18 protein-coding genes are annotated in these 20525 nt (G+C 72.0%); 3 read left to right on the forward strand and 15 right to left on the reverse strand.

What is annotated here, in order from left to right; genetic code table 11:
- Positions 1 to 56: 56 nt before the first annotated feature.
- Positions 57 to 2195, reverse strand: coding sequence for a glycogen debranching protein GlgX (gene glgX / locus OG552_RS28050; protein ID WP_329137583.1), 2139 nt, complete (start codon positions 2193 to 2195; stop codon positions 57 to 59).
- A gap of 251 nt (positions 2196 to 2446) precedes the next feature.
- Between glgX and OG552_RS28055 the strand changes: the two genes are divergently transcribed.
- Positions 2447 to 3697, forward strand: a complete 1251-nt coding sequence (locus OG552_RS28055) for an SAV2148 family HEPN domain-containing protein (protein WP_329141201.1) — start codon at positions 2447 to 2449, stop codon at positions 3695 to 3697.
- A gap of 100 nt (positions 3698 to 3797) precedes the next feature.
- Positions 3798 to 4511: a 3'-5' exonuclease gene (locus OG552_RS28060; RefSeq protein ID WP_329137586.1), complete on the forward strand. Its 714-nt coding sequence runs from the start codon at positions 3798 to 3800 to the stop codon at positions 4509 to 4511.
- A 7-nt stretch (positions 4512 to 4518) separates the two neighbouring features.
- Here the strand turns inward: OG552_RS28060 and OG552_RS28065 are convergent, their stop codons facing one another.
- On the reverse strand, positions 4519 to 5382 hold the full coding sequence (locus OG552_RS28065) for an aminoglycoside phosphotransferase family protein (RefSeq protein WP_329137588.1): 864 nt from the start codon (positions 5380 to 5382) through the stop codon (positions 4519 to 4521).
- A gap of 314 nt (positions 5383 to 5696) precedes the next feature.
- Here OG552_RS28065 and OG552_RS28070 point away from each other — a divergent pair, with 314 nt between their 5' ends.
- Positions 5697 to 6014 (forward strand): hypothetical protein, encoded by a 318-nt coding sequence (locus OG552_RS28070; RefSeq protein ID WP_329137590.1) that lies wholly within the window; start codon positions 5697 to 5699, stop codon positions 6012 to 6014.
- Here the strand turns inward: OG552_RS28070 and OG552_RS28075 are convergent.
- From OG552_RS28075 to OG552_RS28135, 13 genes are all read right to left on the reverse strand, one after another.
- A complete protein-coding gene (locus OG552_RS28075; protein WP_329137593.1) occupies positions 5946 to 6959 on the reverse strand; it encodes a sigma-70 family RNA polymerase sigma factor in 1014 nt (337 codons plus the stop codon). The genes OG552_RS28070 and OG552_RS28075 overlap by 69 nt on opposite strands.
- Positions 6960 to 7059: 100 nt before the next feature.
- Positions 7060 to 9315 (reverse strand): MMPL family transporter, encoded by a 2256-nt coding sequence (locus OG552_RS28080; protein ID WP_329141203.1) that lies wholly within the window; start codon positions 9313 to 9315, stop codon positions 7060 to 7062.
- Positions 9316 to 9577: 262 nt separating this feature from the next.
- Complete coding sequence (locus OG552_RS28085) at positions 9578 to 10795, reverse strand: acyltransferase family protein (RefSeq protein ID WP_329137595.1); 1218 nt, start codon at positions 10793 to 10795, stop codon at positions 9578 to 9580.
- A 204-nt stretch (positions 10796 to 10999) separates the two neighbouring features.
- Positions 11000 to 11797 carry a sirohydrochlorin chelatase gene (locus OG552_RS28090; protein ID WP_329137597.1) on the reverse strand — a complete coding sequence of 266 codons (798 nt, stop codon included), beginning with the start codon at positions 11795 to 11797 and terminating at the stop codon, positions 11000 to 11002.
- Entirely contained in the window at positions 11797 to 12744 is a 948-nt protein-coding gene (locus tag OG552_RS28095) for an ABC transporter permease (RefSeq protein ID WP_329137599.1), read from the reverse strand. Before OG552_RS28095 ends, OG552_RS28090 begins: the two co-directional genes overlap by 1 nt.
- Positions 12731 to 13525 carry an ABC transporter ATP-binding protein gene (locus tag OG552_RS28100; RefSeq protein ID WP_329137601.1) on the reverse strand — a complete coding sequence of 265 codons (795 nt, stop codon included), beginning with the start codon at positions 13523 to 13525 and terminating at the stop codon, positions 12731 to 12733. The genes OG552_RS28095 and OG552_RS28100 overlap by 14 nt, the downstream gene beginning before the upstream one ends.
- Before the next feature lie 62 nt (positions 13526 to 13587).
- Complete coding sequence (locus tag OG552_RS28105) at positions 13588 to 14730, reverse strand: aliphatic sulfonate ABC transporter substrate-binding protein (protein ID WP_329137602.1); 1143 nt, start codon at positions 14728 to 14730, stop codon at positions 13588 to 13590.
- A 266-nt stretch (positions 14731 to 14996) separates the two neighbouring features.
- Positions 14997 to 16346 carry a sulfate adenylyltransferase subunit 1 gene (locus OG552_RS28110; protein ID WP_329137604.1) on the reverse strand — a complete coding sequence of 450 codons (1350 nt, stop codon included), beginning with the start codon at positions 16344 to 16346 and terminating at the stop codon, positions 14997 to 14999.
- Between the two features lie 2 nt (positions 16347 to 16348).
- Entirely contained in the window at positions 16349 to 17284 is a 936-nt protein-coding gene (gene cysD / locus OG552_RS28115) for a sulfate adenylyltransferase subunit CysD (RefSeq protein WP_329137606.1), read from the reverse strand.
- A complete protein-coding gene (gene cysC / locus OG552_RS28120; protein WP_329137608.1) occupies positions 17281 to 17820 on the reverse strand; it encodes an adenylyl-sulfate kinase in 540 nt (179 codons plus the stop codon). The genes cysD and cysC overlap by 4 nt, the downstream gene beginning before the upstream one ends.
- Before the next feature lie 68 nt (positions 17821 to 17888).
- Complete coding sequence (locus OG552_RS28125) at positions 17889 to 18596, reverse strand: phosphoadenylyl-sulfate reductase (protein ID WP_329137610.1); 708 nt, start codon at positions 18594 to 18596, stop codon at positions 17889 to 17891.
- On the reverse strand, positions 18593 to 18787 hold the full coding sequence (locus OG552_RS28130; protein WP_329137612.1) for a hypothetical protein: 195 nt from the start codon (positions 18785 to 18787) through the stop codon (positions 18593 to 18595). The genes OG552_RS28125 and OG552_RS28130 overlap by 4 nt, the downstream gene beginning before the upstream one ends.
- Positions 18784 to 20508, reverse strand: a complete 1725-nt coding sequence (locus tag OG552_RS28135) for a nitrite/sulfite reductase (protein WP_329137614.1) — start codon at positions 20506 to 20508, stop codon at positions 18784 to 18786. Before OG552_RS28135 ends, OG552_RS28130 begins: the two co-directional genes overlap by 4 nt.
- Positions 20509 to 20525 lie beyond the last annotated feature (17 nt).

Genomic DNA, 20525 nt, shown 5'->3' on the forward strand with positions numbered 1-20525 from the left:
TCAGGCGCGTCCGGGGGCTCTCGTGTCGCCCGCGGGCGCCGCGGCCCGGGCCGGCCTCAGTCCGCCGGCCGCTGGAGCACCACCATGCTGCGGTCCGCCAGCAGCAGCCGGTCCCCTGCCTGCACCCGCTCGCCGGTGCCCGGCGGCACCCCCTCGGGCCGCTCGGTGTCCACCACCAGGTGCCACTCCTTGCCGTGGTTGTCGGGCACCACGAACTCCTGGGCGCGCGGCGCCGCGTTGAACATCAGCAGGAACGAGTCGTCGATCACCGGCTCACCGCGCGGGCCCGGCTCGGAGATCGCGTTGCCGTTGAGGAACACCACCAGCGTCCTGGCGTGCGCGGCCTGCCAGTCGCGCTGCGCCATCTCCTGGCCCTCGGGGGTGAACCAGGCGATGTCGGAGAGTTCGTCGTGGGTGCCCTCCATCGGCCGGCCGTGGAAGAAGCGGCGCCGCCGGAAGACCGGGTGATCCCGGCGCAGCCACACCATGCTGCGCACGAAGTCGTGCAGCCGCAGCGCCTCGTCGTCGTCCTCGCTGGTGCCCGGCTTGCCCGGCCAGGAGATCCAGGACAGCTCGTTGTCCTGGCAGTAGGTGTTGTTGTTGCCGCGCTGGCTGCGGCCGAACTCGTCGCCGTGACTGATCATCGGCACGCCCTGGGAGAGCATCAGGGTGGCCACGAAGTTCCGCATCTGCCGCCCGCGCAGCGCCCGTACCGCCCGGTCCTCGGTCTCGCCCTCGGCGCCGCAGTTCCAGGACCGGTTGAAGCTCTCGCCGTCCCGGTTGCCCTCGCCGTTGGCCTCGTTGTGCTTGTCGTTGTACGACACCAGGTCGCGCAGGGTGAAGCCGTCGTGGCAGGTGACGAAGTTGATGGACGCCAGCGGGCGGCGGCCGTCGTCCTGGTAGAGGTCGGAGGAGCCGGTGAGCCGCGAGCCGAACTCCGCCAGGGTGGCGCTCTCACCGCGCCACAGGTCCCGCACGGTGTCGCGGAACTTGCCGTTCCACTCGGTCCACAGCGGCGGGAAGTTGCCCACCTGGTAACCGCCCTCGCCGACGTCCCAGGGCTCGGCGATCAGCTTCACCTGGGAGACCACCGGGTCCTGCTGGACCAGGTCGAAGAAGGACGACAGGCGGTCCACCTCGTGGAACTGCCGGGCCAAGGTGGCCGCCAGGTCGAAGCGGAAGCCGTCGACGTGCATCTCGGTGACCCAGTAGCGCAGGCTGTCCATGATCATCTGGAGTACGTGCGGGCTGCGCATCAGCAGACTGTTGCCGGTGCCGGTGGTGTCCGTGTAGTAGCGCTTGTCGCCGCCGAGGCGGTAGTAGGACGCGTTGTCCAGGCCGCGCAGCGAGAGCGTGGGCCCCAGGTGGCTGCCCTCGGCGGTGTGGTTGTAGACCACGTCAAGGATCACCTCGATGCCGGCCCGGTGCAGCGCGCGGACCGCGGTCTTGAACTCCAGCACCTGCTGCCCGCGGTCGCCCAGCGAGCAGTAGTCGTGGTGCGGGGCGAAGAATCCGATGGTGTTGTAACCCCAGTAATTGGCCAGCCCCGCGTCCGCCAACCGGTGGTCCTGGATGAACTGGTGCACAGGCATCAGTTCCAGCGTGGTCACTCCCAGTTCCACCAGATGGCCGATCACGGACGGGTGCGCCAGCGCCGCGTAGGTGCCGCGGATCTCCTCCGGCAGGCCCGGGTGGGTCATCGTCAGACCCTTCACATGGGCCTCGTAGATGACGGTCTTGTGGTAATCGATACGCGGCGCGCGGTCGTCGGCCCAGTCGAAGTACGGATTGACCACGACCGAGGTCATGGTGTGCGGGGCCGAGTCCAGGTCGTTGCGGGAGTCGGGCTGGCCGAAGCGGTAGCCGTACACCGCCTCGTCCCAGTCGATGTTCCCGCTTATCGCCTTGGCGTAGGGGTCGAGCAGCAGCTTCGCCGAGTTGCAGCGGTGGCCGCGCGCCGGGTCGTAGGGCCCGTGCACCCGGAATCCGTAGCGCTGTCCCGGCATCACCCCCGGCAGGTAGGCGTGCCGGACGAAGGCGTCCGCCTCGCGCAGCTCCACCGCCGTCTCGGAGCCGTCGTCGTGCAGCAGACACAGCTCGATCCGGGACGCCACTTCGGAGAACACGGCGAAGTTGGTGCCCGCCCCGTCGAAGGTGGCGCCGAGGGGATACGACTGACCCGGCCAGACTTGCATGTGATGACTCTTCCACTCCGTAACCGGACTACTGGGTTCCGTTCGGTCTTCTCCGGTACCCGGAAATCACGTTGCCGAAGACGCATCCTCCCATCCGGTTCCACCCGAGGGTGACACAGCCGCAACAGGCAGCGACCGCAAGGGTGATGAGGTTGTCCGGTAGTAGTCAAGTAGGGTCGATACGGCTGCGACGCCCCCCGCACCGCAGTACCCTTCCTTGATCGTGGACGGGGGCGGGAGGCGGTGACGTGGTGACGTCCGGAGGTCTGATGCTCCCGGGTGGCGGTGAGCAGGGAGACCGGCACGTCGCGGAGGGCGCCGCCGCGGAGGGGCCGCCCGGCGCGGTCACCGTCGCCGCGCCGATGGAGATCGGAGCGGAACTGGACTGGGACGCCGACGCCTGGGCCGAGGTGCGCACCCGCGCCCGGCGGGCCGGCCGGGCCTACATCTGGCTGAACCTCGTCGAGCAGCGGCTGCGGTCCGTGGTGAACGCCGTGCTCCGCCCGATCTACGAACCGGTGCACGGCGAGGAGTGGGTGGTGGCGGCAGCCGGTCCGGCCGGCCACGAATGGGTGCAGCGGGCGGTCGCGGTCCGCGAGGTCAGCCGGCGCAAGGGCTTCCTGCTCGACCCCGCCGACGACAATGTGCTCAGCTTCCTGACGCTGCCTCAGCTGCGCGAGCTGGTGGTCCAGCACTGGCCCTGTTTCGAGCCCTACTACGACGAGCGGCGCGAGTTCGAACTCGCCCTGGACGAGCTGGAAGTGGCCCGGCACGTGGTCTCCCGCAACCGGGCGCTGTCCCGGACGGTGCTCGACCAGGCCGAGCGGGCCTCCGCCCGGGTGCTGGAGCTGCTGGGCGCGGGGCCCGCGAGTTCGGCCGCCCAGCGGCTGCCGGTGGACGCGATGGAGGAACTGGTCGCCGACCGGTACGCCGACGTGATCGGGGTCTACCCCGACCGGGTACGGCTGCAGCGACAGCTGCCGGTGGAGGATCTCTTCTCCGGCGCCCGGCGGCTCGACGCGGTCGGCATCGGGCTCAATCTGCTGGTGCAGAACTTCTCCGGGCGGCGGCTGGTCCGGCTGGTCGAGTCCGGCTGCCGGGTCCGGCTGCTCTTCCTCAACCCGGCCAGCAGCGCCACCCGCCGCCGGGAGCGCGAACTGGGCCTCGGGCGGGGCGAGCTGAGCCGGTCGATCGAGATGAACATCATGCACATGCGCCGGGTCCGCGCCCGGCTGCGGGACCAGGGCGCCTTCGAGATCCAGGTCTTCGACGAGATCCCGCGGTTCACCGCCTACCTGATCGACGGGGACTCCGCCGAAGGACTCGCGGTGGTGCAGACGTACCTGCGCAGGGCCCGCGGCATGGAGGTGCCGGTGCTGGTGCTGCGCGGCGGCTCCCGGCGGGTCGTGGCGGACGGCGGGCCGGCTCCGGAGAGCGGGCTCTTCCAGGTGTACCGCGAGGAGTTCGAGGGGATCTGGACCGATTCGCGCCCGGTCTCCTGACGCTGCGTCACCGGACCCCGCCCGAGGGGATTGTCAGTGCCCCACGCGATGATGGGCAGCGCAAGGGCACGCACGGGGGAATCGGGTGGAAGGACTCGCCATGGCATGGCACGAGGATCTGCTGGTCGGCTTCGACCTGGAGACCACGGGGACGGATCCCCGGCAGGCGCGGATCGTGACCGCGGCGGTCACCGAGGTGAAGGGCGGCGAGCCGGTGCGGCACCGGGCCTGGCTGGCCAATCCCGGGGTGCCGATCCCGGCTGAGACCACCGCCATACATGGCGTCAGCACCGCGCGGGCGGCGGCCGAAGGCCGGCCCGCACCGGAGGTCGTCGCCGAGATCGCCGACGCGCTGCGGGGGTACTGGGCGGCCTCGGTGCCGGTCGTCGTCTACAACGCGCCTTTCGATCTCACCCTTCTGGATGAAGAATTGCGCCGGTACGCGCTGCCGCCGCTGGTCGCGCCCGGCGGCCTGGCCGGACCGGTCGTCGACCCGCTGGTGATGGACCGCGCCCTGGACAAGTACCGCCGGGGCAAGCGCACCCTGGAGGCCGCCTGCGCGGTCTACGGGGTGCGGCTGGACGGCGCCCATGACGCGGGGGCGGACGCGCTCGCCGCGGTCCGGGTGGCCCGCGCGGTCGCCGCCCGTTACCCGCAGGCCGCCGAGGCGGAGATCTGGGACCTCCACGCCTCGCAGCGCGGCTGGTACCTCGCCTGGGCCGAGGACTTCGCCGACTGGCTGCGCAAGAAGGGCTCAGCCGACGCCGAGGTCGACACCGGCTGGCCGCTGCGGCTCACCCAGCCGCTGGGCTGACCCCCGGTCAGAAGCTGTACCAGCGGACCGTCGGGTCGTCCGCGCGCAGGGAGGCGACCCGGCGGCGGAATTCGGCGAGCGCGGCCGGGCCGGCCGGGGCGTGCTGGGCCACCCAGGCGCAGGAGGCGGTCTCGCGGGCGCCGCGCAGGGTGGCGTGGCCGGGCCACGCGACCACGTCCCAGCCGTAGGCCGCGGTGAAGGCGTCGTAGGCCGCCTGCGGCACCCCGTAGCGGTCCCGGCTGAGCGCGTGGACCACCAGGTCGTGCTCGCGCAGGTCGGAGGAGAAGGTCTCCAGGTCGACCAGGACCGGCCCGTCCGGGCCGATGTGCACATTGCGCGGGAGCGCGTCACCGTGGATCGGGCCGCGCGGCAGGTGCGGGACGAGGTCGGCGGTGGCCTGCGCGAAGGAGTCCCGGCGGCGGCGCAGATAGGCCGCGTCGGCCGGGTCGATGGCGTCCCCGGCGTTCCGCAGCCACCGCTCCACCCCGCCGAGCAGATCCCGCGGCGGCAGCCCGAAGTCCGGCTCGGGCAGCGCGTGCACCAGCTTCAGCAGCGGTGCCACATCGGCCGGTTCTGCGGTCCGCAGCGACTCCGGCAGCCGCTGCCAGTAGGTGACGGGGTGCCCCTCGACCAGCCGGACCTCCGACTCCGCCGAGCGGACCGCCGGTACGTCGTGCTTGGCCAGCCAGTCCGCGGTGCGCACCTCCCGGCGCGCCCGGTCCAGCAGATCGGCGCCCCGGCCGACCTTGATCACCAGGCGGCCGGCCGCGTACACCGCGTTCTCCCCGAAGGAGAGCAGTTCGGCATCGGGGTGCCCCGCGGCATCCAGCACCGCCCGGGCCCGCTCCTGCGTGAACACCGCGTCCGCCATGCCGCGCCTCTCGCCTCGTCCACTGGTCCCGATCGCCCGCTGTCCGCGCCTCCGTCCCCCCGCATATGCCCCGGTCACCGGACAGTGCGGTGGACACCGCAAGTGTCCCACCCGACCGCCGGTGCCCCGCGCCGGGTTTCCCGGTCATCCGCCGCGCATACGTTTCCGGCGCTGCGATGAGTTACGGCGCCGGGCCCGGTCGGTATCAGCGGGAGCCCCAGGGCGGGGCCGGAACGAGGAGGAACGCCGTGGTGGCGGCCCGTGACCCGGAGGAACCTGCCCGCCCGCGCGCGGCCGGGCAGGACAGCCCCCGGGTGAGTCCGCGAACGCCCCGGCCGGCGCCGCCGGACCCCGGTGCCGGCCCGCCCGGGCCCGCGGGGAACCACCGCTCGGATCCGCGCCCGCCGGTCGCCGTCGACGTCAGCGGCCTGCCGTACCGAGGCGCCGGCAGGGGCCTGGCTGCCGTCGCCGCGCTGGCCCGGCTGGGGCTGGCCGCCCGGCGGGCCGGCCGCCAGGTGCGGCTGACCGGCGCCGATCCGGGCCTGCGGGCGCTGCTGGGGCGGTCAGGGCTGGCCGGGGAGTTCCAGTGGGAGCCCGAAGAGGGGGAAGAGGTGCGCGGTGTCCAGGAATGAGTTGATCCCGGTTATCCGCCCGTCGGAGATCTCCAGCACCTGGAGCGCCCACGGCCGGTGACCGCCTTCGTGACTCGCCCGGTACTGGCCGAAACCCGGCGAACCGTTCGCCGCGACCGGCAGCAGCCGTGAGCCCTTGCACTCGATCCCGGTGCCCAGGAACCAGGCCCGGATGTCCTCGTGGCCCCGCAGCCACAGCGGGTACGGCGGCATGGACAGGGTGGCGTCCTCGTGCAGCAGGCTGGTCAGCGAGTCCAGGTCGTACCGCTCGAAGGCGTCGACATAGCGGTCGAGCAGTGCCTGCTGCTCCTCGTCCATCTCGGCGGGGGGCGCCGGCTGCGCGCCGCCCGGGCCGCTGTCGGCGAGGGTGGCACGGGCCCGCTGGAGCGCGCTGTTCACCGAGGCGACGGTGGTGCCCAGGAGTTCCGCGGTCTCGTCCGCCTTCCAGGCCAGCACCTCGCGCAGGATCAGCACCGCGCGCTGGCGGGGCGGCAGATGCTGGAGGGCCGCCACGAAGGCCAGCCGGATCGACTCCCGGGCGACCACCACATCGGCCGGATCACCGGCCGACGGCGCCGTCCGCGCGTCCGGCACCGGCTCCACCCACATCGACCCGGCGGTCATGCCGGGCAGTACCGCGTCGGCGTGCGAGGCGGGCGACAGATCCATGGGCCTGGCCCGGCGGTTGCCCGCCCTGAGGCTGTCCAGGCAGACGTTGGTGGCGATCCTGTACAGCCAGGAACGCAGACTGGACCGGCCCTCGAACCGGTCGGCGGCGCGCCAGGCGCGCACCAGCGTCTCCTGCACCGCGTCCTCGGCCTCGAAGGCCGAACCGAGCATCCGGTAGCAGTAACCGGTCAGCTCGACCCGGTGCTCTTCCAACCGGTGCTCCACCTCGTCGGCGGCCAGGGCCGTCGAACCGCTCGCACTCTCCCGTACGGTCATGCACTCCACCGTAACCGGGGCCACTGACAGTGCCCCCGTACCGGACCGGTACGGGGGCACTGCCGTCGGCGAACACCCAGGCCGGCCGGGTGGGAAGGCGTCACACGCGGTCGGGGACCTGCGGTGGCGCGACCGGGAGCCGGTGGCCCGCGGTGGCCGGCGGCTTCGGCAGCGCCGACTCGTCGTGCGTCATGTCCGGCAGCCGGTTCATCCAGCGCGGCAGGTACCAGTTCCGCTCGCCGAGCAGCGTCATCACCGCGGGCAGCAGCACCCCGCGGATCACCGTGGCGTCGATCAGCACCGCGAAGGCCAGGCCGACGCCCATCTGCTTCATGCTCTGCATCGACAGGGTGCCGAAGATCGCGAAGACCGCCACCATGATGACCGCCGCGCTGGTGACGACACCGGCCGTGGTGGTGATGCCGTGCTCGATCGCGCTGCGGGTGCTCAGCCCGCGCATCCGGGCCTCGCGGATCCGGGAGACCACGAACACGTGGTAGTCCATGCTCAGCCCGAACAGGATCACGAACAAGAAGAGCGGCAGCCAGGCCACCACCGCACCGGTCCCGGTGGCGCCGACCAGCCCGGCGCCCCAGCCGTGCTGGAAGACCATGGTCAGCACCCCGTAGGCGGCGCCCACCGACAGCAGGTTGAGCGCGATCGAGGTCAGCGCGATGGTCAGCGACCGGAAGGAGAGCAGCATCAGCAGGAAGGCGAAGACGGTGACGAAGGCGAAGACCGGCGGCACACTGCTGGTGATCTTGTGGGTGAAGTCCATGGACCCGGCGGTCTGGCCGGTGATCGGTGCCTGCACCCCGGCCACCTTGCCGAGGGTGTCCGGCCTGACCTGATCGCGCAGGGTGGTCAGATCGGCCTCGGCCTTGCCGCGGTCGGTGCCGCCGGCCAGCGGTACGGCGAGCTGGGCCACGTTCTGCGCGCTGTGCACGGTGACGGTGACCGGACCGCTACTGGCACCGGAGGAGACTGCCTCGGCGCGGAAGGCCTCGATCGCCCTGACCACCGCGGGCGCCGTGATGTCGTCGGCCTTGACCACCACATGGGCCGGGTCGGGGCCGCCGGGGAAGGCGGCGCTGATGTGCTGGTAGGTCCGTACGATGGCCGGCCCGTCGCCGAGTTCCTGGTCCATCGACAGGTTCGCGGTGTGCATGCCGAAGGCGGGGATCGCGATCGCGGCCAGCGCACCGCCGGCGATCAGTGTGGCGGTCTTCGGGTTGCGCAGCACCGGGCGCAGGACGGTCCGCCAGAAGCGGCTGCCGCCGTCGGCGGCGCCGTGGCCGCGCTGCGCCCTGGCACGCCGGTTCAGGAACGGGATCCGGCCCTTCTCGACCCGCTCGCCGAGCAGCGACAGCAGCGCGGGCAGCACGGTAACAGAGCCGAACATCGCGATCGCCACCACGATCATGGTGGCCACGCCCATCGCCTTGAAGTCGCCGATGCCGGTGAAGAGCATGCCGGCCATGGCCACGATCACGGTGATGCCGGAGATCAGGACGGCCCGGCCCGAGGTGGCCGCGGCGATCCGCAGCGCGGTGCCCGCGTCGTGCCCCGCCTCCCGCTCCTCCCGTTCCCTGCGCAGGTAGAACAGGCAGTAGTCGACGCCGACCGCCAGACCCACCAGCAGCATCACCGAGTTGGCGGTGTCGCTCATCGGCACCGCGTGGCTGACCAGCGCCACCACACCGGTCGCGCCGAGGAAGGCGGTCATCGCCAGCAGTACCGGCAGCAGCGCCGCGACCAGCGCGCCGAAGGCGATCAGCAGAATGGCCAGCGCGACCGGCACCGCGGAGAACTCGGCGGTCTTGAAGTCGCTGCCGAAGGCGTCGTTCTCCGCCTTGGCGGAGCTGGCGTCGCCGAACTCCTCGATCCGCAGGTCCTTGTGCTGCCCCTGCACGCTGCCGACCGCGTCCAGGACCGGCTGCACCTGGTCGGCCGCGTCGTCCGCGGCGCCGCGCATGTCGAACCTGACCAGTGCGCTGCGGTGGTCGGCGGAGATCGCCCCGGTGTCGTACGGGGAGGTGACCGCGGTGACCTTGCCGGTCGCCCGCACCGCCGTGACGACGTCGGAGACCGCCGTGCGGAAGGCCGGGTCGGAGGTGCTGCCGCCGTGGGTGGCCTGGATCAGCACCATTTCGCCGGCCGCGTCGGTCAGCCCCGAGTCGTCGATGATGGTGGCGGCCTGTTTGACCTCGCCGGGCATCGCGCGGTTCTCGTCCACGTCCGTCCGGCCGGCCGCCTGGCCGATGACCATGGCCACGATGACGAAGAGCAGCCAGCCCCCGACCGCCGCCCAGCGGTGCCGGGCGCTCCATCCGCCCATCGCCGCGGCGATGCCCATCGTGTTGCCGTGTGCGCGTCCGCGACTCACGGTGTGCCCCCTTGTGAGGATCGTCATGGGTGGCGGCTCGGTGCCGCTCCGTCCACCCATGACGCTAGGGGCGGGAAAGGCCGTGACCCATCCGGCCTGCTGGTGACTCGACCCCCGGGCTTCTCCCCTCCTCGGGTGGGGGAAACCCCACCATGACCAGGCGGTTGGCCCCTACAAGGGTTCGCCGGGCAGGCGGTTCCCCGGCGGCCGGGTCGCCCCGGGCCGGCTCAGTTCAGCGCTGTGGCGGCGGGGTGCGCAGCCCGAAGCTCCCCGAGCGCATGGCGCGCCGCGCCGCGTCCGCCACCGGCCGTTCGGCGAACCGCTGGAGCACATAGGCGAGCAGCACCAGGCCCGCGGTGAGCGAGAGCACCAGCAGCCACGGGTCGACGGCGTCACCGTAGTGATTGACCACGGTCACGCCGATGACGTCGTGGATCAGGTACAGCGGGAAGGTGAGGGTGCCGGCGGTGGAGAGCCAGCGCCACCGCACCCGCCCGGTCCAGCCCAGCGCGATGGCGGCGACGGCGGCGAAGAAGAGCGTGGTGGCCAGCACCAGCCACGGCCGCCAGGGGTGCCAGGTCGCCCAGTTGTTGCGGCCGCCGGTAGGGGTGAGCAGGAAGTACAGCCCGAGCAGGTACGACATCCCGACGATGCCCCACAAGATGGGGGTCGGCCGGAACCGGTACATCAGGTAGAAGGCCATACCGCCGATGAAGTACGGGGCGGAGGTCGGATTGACCACCAAGGTGAGCAGCTGGATGTGGGACCCGGCGCTGAGCACCGCGGCCACCGTCCACAGGCCGCAGAAGACCACGACCCGCTGGTAGGTCAGGCCGCGCCAGACCACGGCGGCGAAGAGCAGGTAGAAGCAGAGCTCGGGCCAGAGCGTCCAGTACACCGAGTCCAGGTTGTTCACGCCGAGCGGGGTCTGGAACATCGTCAGGTTGGCGACGACGGTCTGCCCCTGCGGCGGGTCGAAGGGCGAGTCGAAGGCGAGCAGCACCACCGTGGTGAGGATGACCGCGGTCCAGTACATCGGATACAGCCGGGAGACCCGGGAGATGAAGAAGTCCCGCGGGCTGCGTCCCCAGGCGCTCATGCAGATGACGAACCCGCTGATCAGGAAGAAGAGATCGACGCCGAGCCGGCCGAAGGCGAAGACGCTGTGCGCCCCTTCGGAGAAGACCTGGTCGTAGGGGCGGCCCCAGACGAACTCCATCGAGGCCGGGGTCTGCCCGACGAAGTGGAAGAGCACCACCGACAGGGCGGCCAGGAAGCGCAGTCCGTCGAGCACCGCGAGTCGGCCGCCCCGTTGTGCGGCCGCCACCGGTGGCCTGCCGCCCTGGGACGCCGGGGGGAGCGGCCGGTGCAGGGGTGGCAGTCCGATACTCCGGGCAGCGGCTTCGGGTGCGGTGACCGTCCTGTCGGCTGCCTTGGTAAAGCCACTCATACGAGCCGGTTCTCCCCTGTCGTCCGTGGGTGCTTTTCGTCAGGTCGTACGGCATGCGCTGTCGACCCTCTCACACGGCGGCGGCGGGAGCGGTGACCGGGTTGACCCATTAGGGAGGAAATGACCCATGCATACGGGTGATTTGCACGGGGTCTGTGGGACGGCTGTGCAATCCCTGTGCGAACCGGGGCACTTGGGGAGGATTCAGGCCGCGATCCGGCGCCGGACCGGCAGCAGCGCCTGGTCGTACCGGTGCAGCAGCAGCGCGGCCACCTCGGGCGCCGCGCCCAGCACGGGGGCCAGGACATCGGCGCCGGCCTCGCGGGCGCCGCGGGCGATCCGGTCCGGGAGGAAGCCCGGCGCGATGACGTACGGCGCGACCGCGATCCGGCGCACCCCCTCGGCCCGCAGCGCGCGGACCGCGTCCTCGGTCCGCGGCAGGGCGGCGGAGGCGAACGCCGGCCGCACCGCGCACCAGCCGGTACGCCGCCACTCCCGCGCGATCGCCGCGATCACCGCGCCCGCCTCCGGGTCGGTGGAGCCCGCCGAGGCCAGCACCACACCGGTCGACGCGCGGTCGCCGGGCCGCAGCCCGGCCTGCTGGAGCCGCCGCTCCAGCGCCGCGGTCAGCAGCGGCGAGGGGCCCAGTACGTCGGCGGTCCGCAGCCGCAGCGACGGCAGCGCCGCCGTGGATTCCCGCAGCACCGCGGGGATGTCGGTCTTGGCGTGGAACGCGCGGGTGAGCAGCAGCGGCAGCGCCACCGCGTCCCGTACGCCGTCGGCGGCCAGCCGCCGGACCGCCTGCGGCACCGACGGCGCGCAGAAGTCCAGGAACGCCGTCTCCACCCGCAGCCCCGGCCGGGCCGCCGCCACCCGCGCGGTCAGCGCGCGGACCGTCGCGGCGTGCCGCGGGTCACGGGAGCCGTGCGCGATGACCAGCAGGGGCGGGCGGCCCGAGCCGGGGTGGGTACGGCGCTGGTGGCCGGTGGCGGGGCGGGACATCAGCGGCCGGCGGACAGGCCCCGGGTGCGCAGCACCCAGCGCTCCAGCGGGGAGAAGATGATCAGGTCGATGGCGATGCCGACCAGCAGGATCAGCAGGATGCCGAGGAAGACACCGGCCATGTCGGAACCCTCCCGCATGTTCTCCAGATAGCGGCCGAGGCCCACGCCCAGATCGGGCGAGGACGCGATCAGTTCGGCGGCCATCAGGGAGCGCCAGGAGAACGCCCAGCCCTGCTTGAGGCCGGCCACATAACCCGGCAGCGCGGCAGGCAGCAGGATGTACCAGGCGCCGCGCAGCCCGGTCGCACCGATGGTACGTCCCGCCCGCAGATACAGCGGCGGCACCTGGTCGATGCCGGCCACCAGGCCATTGGCGATCGACGGCACCGCGCCCAGCAGGATCACCGCGTACATCGCCGAGTCCTCGATGCCCAGCCAGATCACCGCGGCCGGCACCCAGGCCACCGACGGCAGCGACTGGAGCCCGGAGAGGATCGGGCCGATCGCGGACCGGACGAACGGCACCCGGGCCACCACCAGACCCAGCGGGGTGCCGATGGCCAGCGCCGCCAGGAAGCCGAGCAGGCCGCGCTCCACACTGGTCCAGATGATGGAGAACAGGTCGCCTGCGCTCCACCGGGCGACCAGTTCCGACCAGACCGCGTGCGGGCTGGGCAGCTTGGTCGGGCTCGCCACCTTGCCCCACACCGCGAGTTGCCACACCACCAGGACCAGCACCACCGCGCTCAGCGGCGGCAGCACCTTCTTCACCAGCACCTGGCCGAAGGACGTCCGCTTGATGACGACCGTGTCGAGCGCGTCCAGACCGGCCTCCAGGCCGGACAGGTCCCGCAGCGCGCCGTCCGTGCCGGAGCCGTCGGTCGCCTGCCGCGGCACGGTGCCCCGCGGGTCCTTCTCTGCGGTGCCGGTCTCAGTGCTGGCCATGGCGGCGGATCTCCCCACGCAGTTCTTCGGTGATCTCGACGGACAGGTCCGCCACGCCCGAGTCCTCGATCCGGCGCGGCTGCGGGATGTCGATGACCCATTCGCGGTTGATCCGCCCGGGCCGGGACGACAGCAGGACGACCCGCTGGGCGAGCCGTACCGCCTCGCGGACGTTGTGGGTGACGAAGACGACCGACAGCTCGGTCTCCGACCAGATGCGGGTCAGCTCGTCGTGCAGCACATCACGGGTGATCGCGTCCAGCGCCGCGAACGGCTCGTCCATCAGCAGCAGTTGGCTGTCCTGGGCGAGCGCCCTCGCCAGCGCCACCCGCTGCCGCATACCGCCGGACAGCTCGTGCACCCGCTTGCCGTACGCCTCGCCCAGCCGCACCAGGGAGAGCAGCCGCTCGGCCTCCGGGCGCCGCTGCTCGCGCGGCACCCCGCGCAGCCGCAGCGCCAGTTCGATGTTCTTGCCCGCGGTCAGCCACGGGAAGAGCGCGTGCTCCTGGAACATCAGGGCCGGCCGGCCGCCGGGAGCCTCGATGCTCCCGGCGGTCGGTTTGTCCAGGCCCGCGACCAGGTTCAGCAGGGTGGACTTGCCGCACCCCGAGGCCCCCAGCAGGCAGACGAACTCACCGGGCCGTACGTCCAGCGTGATGTCGTCCAGCACGAGCTGCTGGGCGCCGGGCCGGCCGAACGCCTTCGACACATGGTCGAGCCTGGCCGCGTACGCGGCGGCTTCCCCGGTCGGCGCGGCGGCGCCGGCGAGCGTGTCAGCCATGGGTGTCACCTCCTGGGGTCCTCTTCAGCGGGATGTCGGGTCGTCGTTGCCGGTACGGGCCGCTACTGCTTGCCCAGGCCCGCCGCGTCCACCGCCGGCTGCCCCTGCTCCTTGAGCACCTTGTTCAGCAGCGTCAGGTCGTACAGTCCGTCGAGCTTGGGCGCCTTCAGCAGACCGGCCGACACGGCGTGGTCCGCCTCCTCCTGCGCGGTCTTGGCCAGCGGGTCGTCCAGCAGCGTGATCGACTTCCAGGCCGGGTCCAGCTGGTCGGCCGGCAGCGCCTTCTGGGTGAGCGCCTTGAGCTGGGCGTTGGCGTCGGCCTTGGCCTGGTCGGAGTTGGCGTTGATCCAGGCGTTGGTCTTCACCGAGCCGCGCAGCACTGCCTCGACCACGTCCGGGTGATCGGTGAGGAACTTCTGCGACACGATCACATTGGTGATCACGAACTTGTTGTCGGGCCACAGCGTGCTCTCGTCCAGCAGCACCTTCGCGCCCTCGCTGACCAGCTTCGAGGCGGTGGGCTCCGGCACCCACGCACCGTCGATCGAGCCGTTGGCGTACGCGTCGGGGGTGATCTTGTTGTCGGTGCGGACCACCGACACATCGCCCTTGCCGCTCTGCGCGTCGACCTTCCAGCCCTGGGACTTGATCCACGCCAGCAGCGCCACGTCCTGGGTGTTGCCGAGCTGCGGGGTGGCGATCTTCTTGCCCTTGACGTCGGCCAGGGACGTGATCTTCTTCGGGTTCACCACCAGCTTCACACCGCCGGACGCCGAACCCGAGATGATCCGCAGGCTGGTGCCCTTGGACTGCGTGTAGCCGTTGATCGCGGGGGAGGGGCCGATCCAGCCGATGTCTATGGAGCCGGCGTTGAGCGCCTCGATCTCGGCGGGGCCCGCGTTGAACGTGGACTGCTTGATCTTGGTGGCGCCCAGCTCCTTCTGGAAGAAGCCCTCCTTCAGCCCGACCAGCGCGGTCGCGTGCGTCAGGTTGGGGAAGTAGCCGATCCGTACCTCGTCCGCGGAGAGCTTCTTCGCGCCCGCCGCGGGGGCCGAGGAGGGGGAGGCGTCGGCGGCGTCGTCCGACGTGTCGGAGCCGTAGCCGCACGCGGCCAGTGCGCCGAAGAGGATCGGCAGGGCGGCGGCCGCGGCGACGAGTCTGCGGCGGCGGGAGGTGCCGGGTGCGAGGCGGGGCTGGGCAGACACGGGCGTGTCCTTTCGTAAGGCCCGGCGTGTCGCGCGACTAGGGCGCGGCCGGAGTGTCGTCAGGTCTTCGAAGGCGGTGCGGCGCGGTGCGCGCAACGCGGCGGGCGGGTACGGCGGTGGCCGCGGTCCTGGCGCGGACCGTGACCGGAGGCGTCAGCGCACACATCGCGCCACCCCGCCCGTACCGGAGCCGAGCGAGCCGCTGCCGACGCGGCCGCCCTCCTTCGCGAAGCCTGAAAAGGCGTCATGGACCAGTGGGGACACGGTCAGAAATCCCATTCCTCGTCGTCTTGGGCGGCATCGGCCGGCTTCCGCTCGGCGAACGCCTCGCCCGCCATCCCGGCGGTCAGCGTCGTGCCGTCGGCCGGGTCGATCAGCAGGAACGAGCCGGTCAGCCGGGAGTCGGCGTAGGCGTCCATCGGCAGCGGCTCCGCGGTCCGCAAGACCACCGCGCCGATGTCGTTGACCGCGAGCTCCGCGGGGTCGCTGACGTGCGCGAGGCCGGAGGAGAGCTCGATCCGGTACGGCAGCGCCTTCACGATCGCCTTCACCGTGCGGGTGGCGTGCTTGAGCAGCACCCGCTCTCCGACCCGCAGCGGCCGCTCGTGCAGGTGGCAGACGGTCGCGCGGATGTCCTGGGTGACCCCGGGCGCGCTCGCGGTCGGCGCGATCAGGTCGCCGCGGGAGATGTCCAGGTCGTCGGCGAGCAGTACGGTCACCGACTGCGGCGCCCACGCGGTGTCCACCCGGCGGCCGAGCGCGTCGATACCGGTGATGGTGGTGGTGCGGCCGGACGGCAGCACGGTCACCGGGTCGCCGACCCGCAGCAGGCCGGAGGCGATCTGGCCGGCGTAGCCGCGGTAGTCCGGGTGCTCGGCGGTCTGCGGCCGGATCACGTACTGCACCGGGAAGCGCGGCGGGCAGGCGGTGAGGTCGTGGCTGACCGGGACGGTCTCCAGGTGCTCCAGTACGGTCGGGCCGCCGTACCAGTCCATGTTCGCCGACGGCTCCACCACGTTGTCCCCGGCCAGCGCGGAGATCGGGATCGCCGTCACGTCCGGCACGCCGAGCGACGCCGCGTAGGCGGTGAACTCCTCGGCGATCGCGGCGAAGACCGGCTCCGCGTACGCCACCAGGTCCATCTTGTTGACCGCGAGCACCACGTGCGGGACCCGCAGCAGCGCCGCCACCGCGGCGTGCCGGCGGGTCTGCTCGACCACCCCGTTGCGCGCGTCGACGAGCACCACGGCCAGCTCCGCGGTCGACGCGCCGGTCACCATGTTCCGGGTGTACTGCACATGGCCCGGGGTGTCGGCGAGGATGAAGCGGCGGCGGGCGGTGGCGAAGTAGCGGTAGGCGACGTCGATGGTGATGCCCTGCTCCCGCTCGGCGCGCAGGCCGTCGGTGAGCAGCGCCAGGTCCGGCGCCTCCTGGCCGCGGCTGAGCGACGCCCGCTCCACCGCCTCCAGCTGGTCGGTCAGCACCGACTTGGAGTCGTGCAGCAGCCGGCCCACCAGCGTGGACTTGCCGTCGTCGACGGAGCCGGCGGTGGCGAACCGCAGCAAGGTGGTCGCCGACAACTGCTCGGCGGTGAGCGGACTCGTGGTGCCGGTCATCGTTAGAAGTACCCCTCGCGCTTGCGGTCTTCCATGGCGGCCTCGGACATCTTGTCGTCCGCCCGGGTCGCGCCCCGCTCGGTCAGCCGGGAGGCGGCGATCTCGGTGATCACCGCGTCGAGCGTGGTGGCGCCCGAGTCGACGGCGCCGGTGCAGGACATGTCGCCCACCGTGCGGTAGCGCACCAGCCGGGTCTCCACCGGCTCGTCCGCCTTCGGACCGCCCCACTCGCCCGCGGTCAGCCACATCCCGGCCCGGTTGAAGACCTCACGCTCGTGCGCGAAGTAGATCCGCGGCAGCTCGATGTCCTCCCGGGCGATGTACTGCCACACGTCCAGCTCGGTCCAGTTGGAGAGCGGGAAGACCCGCACATGCTCACCGGGCGCGTGCCGGCCGTTGTAGAGCGACCACAGCTCGGGGCGCTGCCGGCGCGGGTTCCACTGCGAGAACTCGTCCCGCAGCGAGAACACCCGCTCCTTGGCCCTGGCCTTCTCCTCGTCACGCCGGCCGCCGCCGAACACCGCGTCGAACCGCTCCCGCTGGATCGCCTCGGTCAGCGGCACCGTCTGCAGCGGGTTGCGGGTGCCGTCCGGGCGCTCGCGCAGCCGCCCGTCGTCGATGTAGTCCTGCACCTTCGCCACGTGCAGCCGCAAGGAGTGCCGGGCGACGGTACGGTCCCGGTACTCCAGCACCTCGGGGAAATTGTGGCCGGTGTCCACGTGCAGCAGCGAGAACGGCACCGCGGCGGGCGCGAACGCCTTCAGCGCCAGGTGCAGCATGACGATCGAGTCCTTGCCGCCGGAGAAGAGGATCACCGGCCGCTCGAACTCGCCCGCCACCTCGCGGAAGATGTGCACCGCCTCGGACTCCAGCGCGTCCAGGTGGGTCAGTGCGTACGGGCTGTCGGTGGCGCCGGCTGTCGCGACGGTCGTCGTCATGTGGTCAGACCCTTCTCGGCGAGCAGCCCGTGTACGGCCGCCGCGGACTCCTCGACGGTGTGCCCTTGCGTCTCGATCCGCAGGTCCGGCCGGTCCGGAGCCTCGTACGGGTCGTCCACCCCGGTCAGGCCGGTCAGTTCACCGGCTGCCTGCCTGGCGTACAGCCCCTTGACGTCCCGGTCCGAGCAGACGTCCACCGGGGTGGCCACGTGGATCTCCAGGTAGCCGGTGCCCTGTGCCTGGTGGCGCTTGCGCACCGCCTCGCGGCTGTCGGCGTAGGGCGCGATCACCGGGACCAGCACCAGCACCCCGTGCGAGGCCAGCAGTTCGGCGACGAAACCGATCCGCTGCACATTGGTGTGCCGGTCCTCGCGGCTGAAGCCGAGGCCCGCGGAGAGGAACTCGCGGATCTCGTCGCCGTCGAGCACCTCGACCCGCCGGCCGCCGGCGCGCAGCCGCTCGGCGAGCGCGCGGGCGATGGTGGTCTTGCCCGCGCTGGGCAGCCCGGTGAGCCAGACGGTGGCTCCGGTGGTCATCGCGTTCTCCTGACTCGTCGGGGCGGCCGCGGCGGCGGCCGGAGCCGCCGCGGGCACCGGCACCCCGCTCACAGGTGGATTCCGCACTCGGTCTTGCCCAGGCCCGCCCAGCGTCCGGCGCGCGCGTCCTCGCCCGCCCGCACCCGCCGGGTGCAGGGGGCGCAGCCCACCGAGGCGTATCCGTCGGTCAGCAGCGGATTGGTGAGCACACCGTGCTCGGCGATGTACGCCTCGACGTCCTCCTGCGTCCACCGGGCGATCGGCGCGATCTTCACCTTCCGCCGCTTCTCGTCCCAGCCGACGACCGGGGTGTTCGCCCGGGTCGGCGACTCGTCGCGGCGCAGTCCGGTGGCCCAGGCGTCGTAGGCGCGCAGGCCCTCCTCCAGCGGGGCGACCTTGCGCAGCGCGCAGCAGAGGTCGGGGTCGCGGTCGTGCAGCTTCGGGCCGTACTCGGCGTCCTGCTCGGCGACCGTACGGCGGGGGGCGATGGTCAGGACGTTGACGTCCATCACGGCGGCCACCGCGTCGCGGGTGCCGATGGTCTCCGGGAAGTGGTAGCCGGTGTCGAGGAAGACCACGTCCACCCCGGGCATCGCCCGTGACGCCAGGTGGGAGACGACGGCGTCCTCCATCGAGGAGGTGACGCAGAACCGGCCGCCGAAGGTGTCGGCGGCCCAGCGCAGCACGTCGAGCGCGGACGCCTCCTCCAGGTCGCGTCCGGCCTGTTCGGCCAGGGGTCTGAGTTCTTCCGCTGTCCGGTGCCGTGCGACGGTCACGAAGCGCCTCCCTGCGGTGAACCGGCCGTGGACTGCCCTGACGTCAGCCCCTGGGCGAGCAGGCCGAGGAACTTCAGCCCGAAGGCGCGATTGCACGCCCGGCACTCCCAGGCGCCGTGCCCCTCCTCCGACGGGCGCAGGTCCTCGTCCCCGCAGTAGGGGCAGTAGAACGGGGCGGCGCGCTCGGTCATGACAGTGCCTCCTCGGTGGCCCGCGCCGCCCACTGGGCGAAGCGCTCGCCGTCGGTGCGCTCGGCCTGGAAGCGGGTGAGCACCCGCTCGACGTAGTCGGGCAGTTCGGTGGCGGTGACCTTCAGACCGCGGACCTTGCGGCCGAAGCCGGGGTCGAGACCGAGGCCGCCGCCCAGGTGCACCTGGTAGCCCTCGACCTGCTCGCCCTCGGAGTTGGTGACCAACTGGCCCTTGAGACCGATGTCGGCGGTCTGGATCCGCGCGCAGGAGTTGGGGCAGCCGTTGATGTTGATGCCGATCGGCTCGTCGAACTCCGGCAGCCTGCGCTCCAGTTCGTCGATGAGCAAGGCCGCGCGGGCCTTGGTCTCGACGATCGCCAGCTTGCAGAACTCGATGCCGGTGCACGCCATGGTGCCGCGCCGGAAGGCCGACGGCTCGACCTGGAGGTCCAGTGCCTTGAGGCCGGCGGCCAGCGACTCGACCCGGGACTCCTCGACGTCCAGCACGATCATCTTCTGGTCGGTGGTGGTGGTGAGCCGGCCCGAGCCGTGCTCCTCGGCGAGGGCGGCGATCCTGGTCAGGGTGGCGCCGTCGATCCGGCCGACCCGGGCGGCGAAACCGACGTAGTAGCGGCCGTCCTGCTGCCGGTGCACGCCGATGTGGTCCCGCCACACCTGGGCGGGCTGCTCGGGCGCGGGGCCGTCGGTCAGCTCGCGCCCCAGGTACTCGTCCTGGAGCACCTGACGGAATGTGGCCGCGCCCCAGTCGGCGACCAGGAACTTCAGCCGGGCGCGGGTCCGCAGCCGCCGGTAGCCGTAGTCGCGGAAGATGCCGATCACGCCGGCCCACACGTCCGGCACCTCGTCGAGCGGGACCCAGGCGCCGAGCCGCACCCCCAGCTTGGGGTTGGTGGACAGGCCGCCGCCGACCCACAGGTCGAAACCGGGGCCGTGCTCGGGGTGTTCGACGCCGACGAAGGCGATGTCGTTGATCTCGTGCACCACGTCGAGCAGCGGTGAGCCGGAGATCGCGGTCTTGAACTTCCGCGGCAGGTTGGAGAACTCCTTGCTGCCGATGAAGCGCCGCTGGATCTCGTCGATCGCGGGCGTGCCGTCGATGATCTCGTCGGCGGCGATCCCGGCCACCGGGGAGCCGAGGATCACCCGCGGGGTGTCGCCGCACGCCTCGGTGGTGGACAGGCCGACCTCCTCCAGCCGGCGCCAGATCTCCGGGACGTCCTCGATCCGGATCCAGTGGTACTGGATGTTCTGCCGGTCGGTCAGGTCCGCGGTGCCGCGGGCGAACTCCTGCGAGACCTCGCCGATCACCTTCAGCTGGGCGACGGTGAGCCGGCCGCCGTCGATCCGGACCCGCATCATGAAGTAGCGGTCGTCCAGCTCCTCGGGCTCCAGGATCGCGGTACGGCCGCCGTCGATCCCGGGCCGGCGCTGGGTGTACAGGCCCCACCAGCGCATCCGGCCGCGCAGGTCGGCGCCGTCGATGGAGTCGAAGCCGCGGTGGGCGTAGATCGTCTCGATGCGTGTCCGCACATTGAGACCGTCGTCGTCCTTCTTGGTCTGCTCGTTGGGGTTCAGCGGCGTGAAGTGGCCCATGGCCCACTGGCCCTCACCGCGGTGCCGGCTCGCCTTGCGGTGCGCGGCGGCACCCGCCGCGGGGGCGCTCCCCCGGGGGGTCTGGGGCTGGTCAGGGCTGGAAGCCATGGCGATGCGTCCTTCGG

Source organism: Streptomyces sp. NBC_01476, assembly GCF_036227265.1.
Lineage (GTDB): Bacteria > Actinomycetota > Actinomycetes > Streptomycetales > Streptomycetaceae > Actinacidiphila.

Bases quoted from the DNA above. Each gene is read 5' to 3' on its own strand.
- glgX (WP_329137583.1), bottom strand. From the start codon at position 2,195: ATGCAAGTCTGGCCGGGTCAGTCGTATCCCCTCGGCGCCACCTTCGAC.
- OG552_RS28060 (WP_329137586.1), top strand. From the start codon at position 3,798: ATGGCATGGCACGAGGATCTGCTGGTCGGCTTCGACCTGGAGACCACG.
- OG552_RS28065 (WP_329137588.1), bottom strand. From the start codon at position 5,382: ATGGCGGACGCGGTGTTCACGCAGGAGCGGGCCCGGGCGGTGCTGGAT.
- OG552_RS28075 (WP_329137593.1), bottom strand. From the start codon at position 6,959: ATGACCGTACGGGAGAGTGCGAGCGGTTCGACGGCCCTGGCCGCCGAC.
- OG552_RS28080 (WP_329141203.1), bottom strand. From the start codon at position 9,315: ATGGGCATCGCCGCGGCGATGGGCGGATGGAGCGCCCGGCACCGCTGG.
- OG552_RS28085 (WP_329137595.1), bottom strand. From the start codon at position 10,795: ATGAGTGGCTTTACCAAGGCAGCCGACAGGACGGTCACCGCACCCGAA.
- OG552_RS28090 (WP_329137597.1), bottom strand. From the start codon at position 11,797: ATGTCCCGCCCCGCCACCGGCCACCAGCGCCGTACCCACCCCGGCTCG.
- OG552_RS28095 (WP_329137599.1), bottom strand. From the start codon at position 12,744: ATGGCCAGCACTGAGACCGGCACCGCAGAGAAGGACCCGCGGGGCACC.
- OG552_RS28100 (WP_329137601.1), bottom strand. From the start codon at position 13,525: ATGGCTGACACGCTCGCCGGCGCCGCCGCGCCGACCGGGGAAGCCGCC.
- OG552_RS28110 (WP_329137604.1), bottom strand. From the start codon at position 16,346: ATGACCGGCACCACGAGTCCGCTCACCGCCGAGCAGTTGTCGGCGACC.
- cysD (WP_329137606.1), bottom strand. From the start codon at position 17,284: ATGACGACGACCGTCGCGACAGCCGGCGCCACCGACAGCCCGTACGCA.
- cysC (WP_329137608.1), bottom strand. From the start codon at position 17,820: ATGACCACCGGAGCCACCGTCTGGCTCACCGGGCTGCCCAGCGCGGGC.
- OG552_RS28130 (WP_329137612.1), bottom strand. From the start codon at position 18,787: ATGACCGAGCGCGCCGCCCCGTTCTACTGCCCCTACTGCGGGGACGAG.
- OG552_RS28135 (WP_329137614.1), bottom strand. From the start codon at position 20,508: ATGGCTTCCAGCCCTGACCAGCCCCAGACCCCCCGGGGGAGCGCCCCC.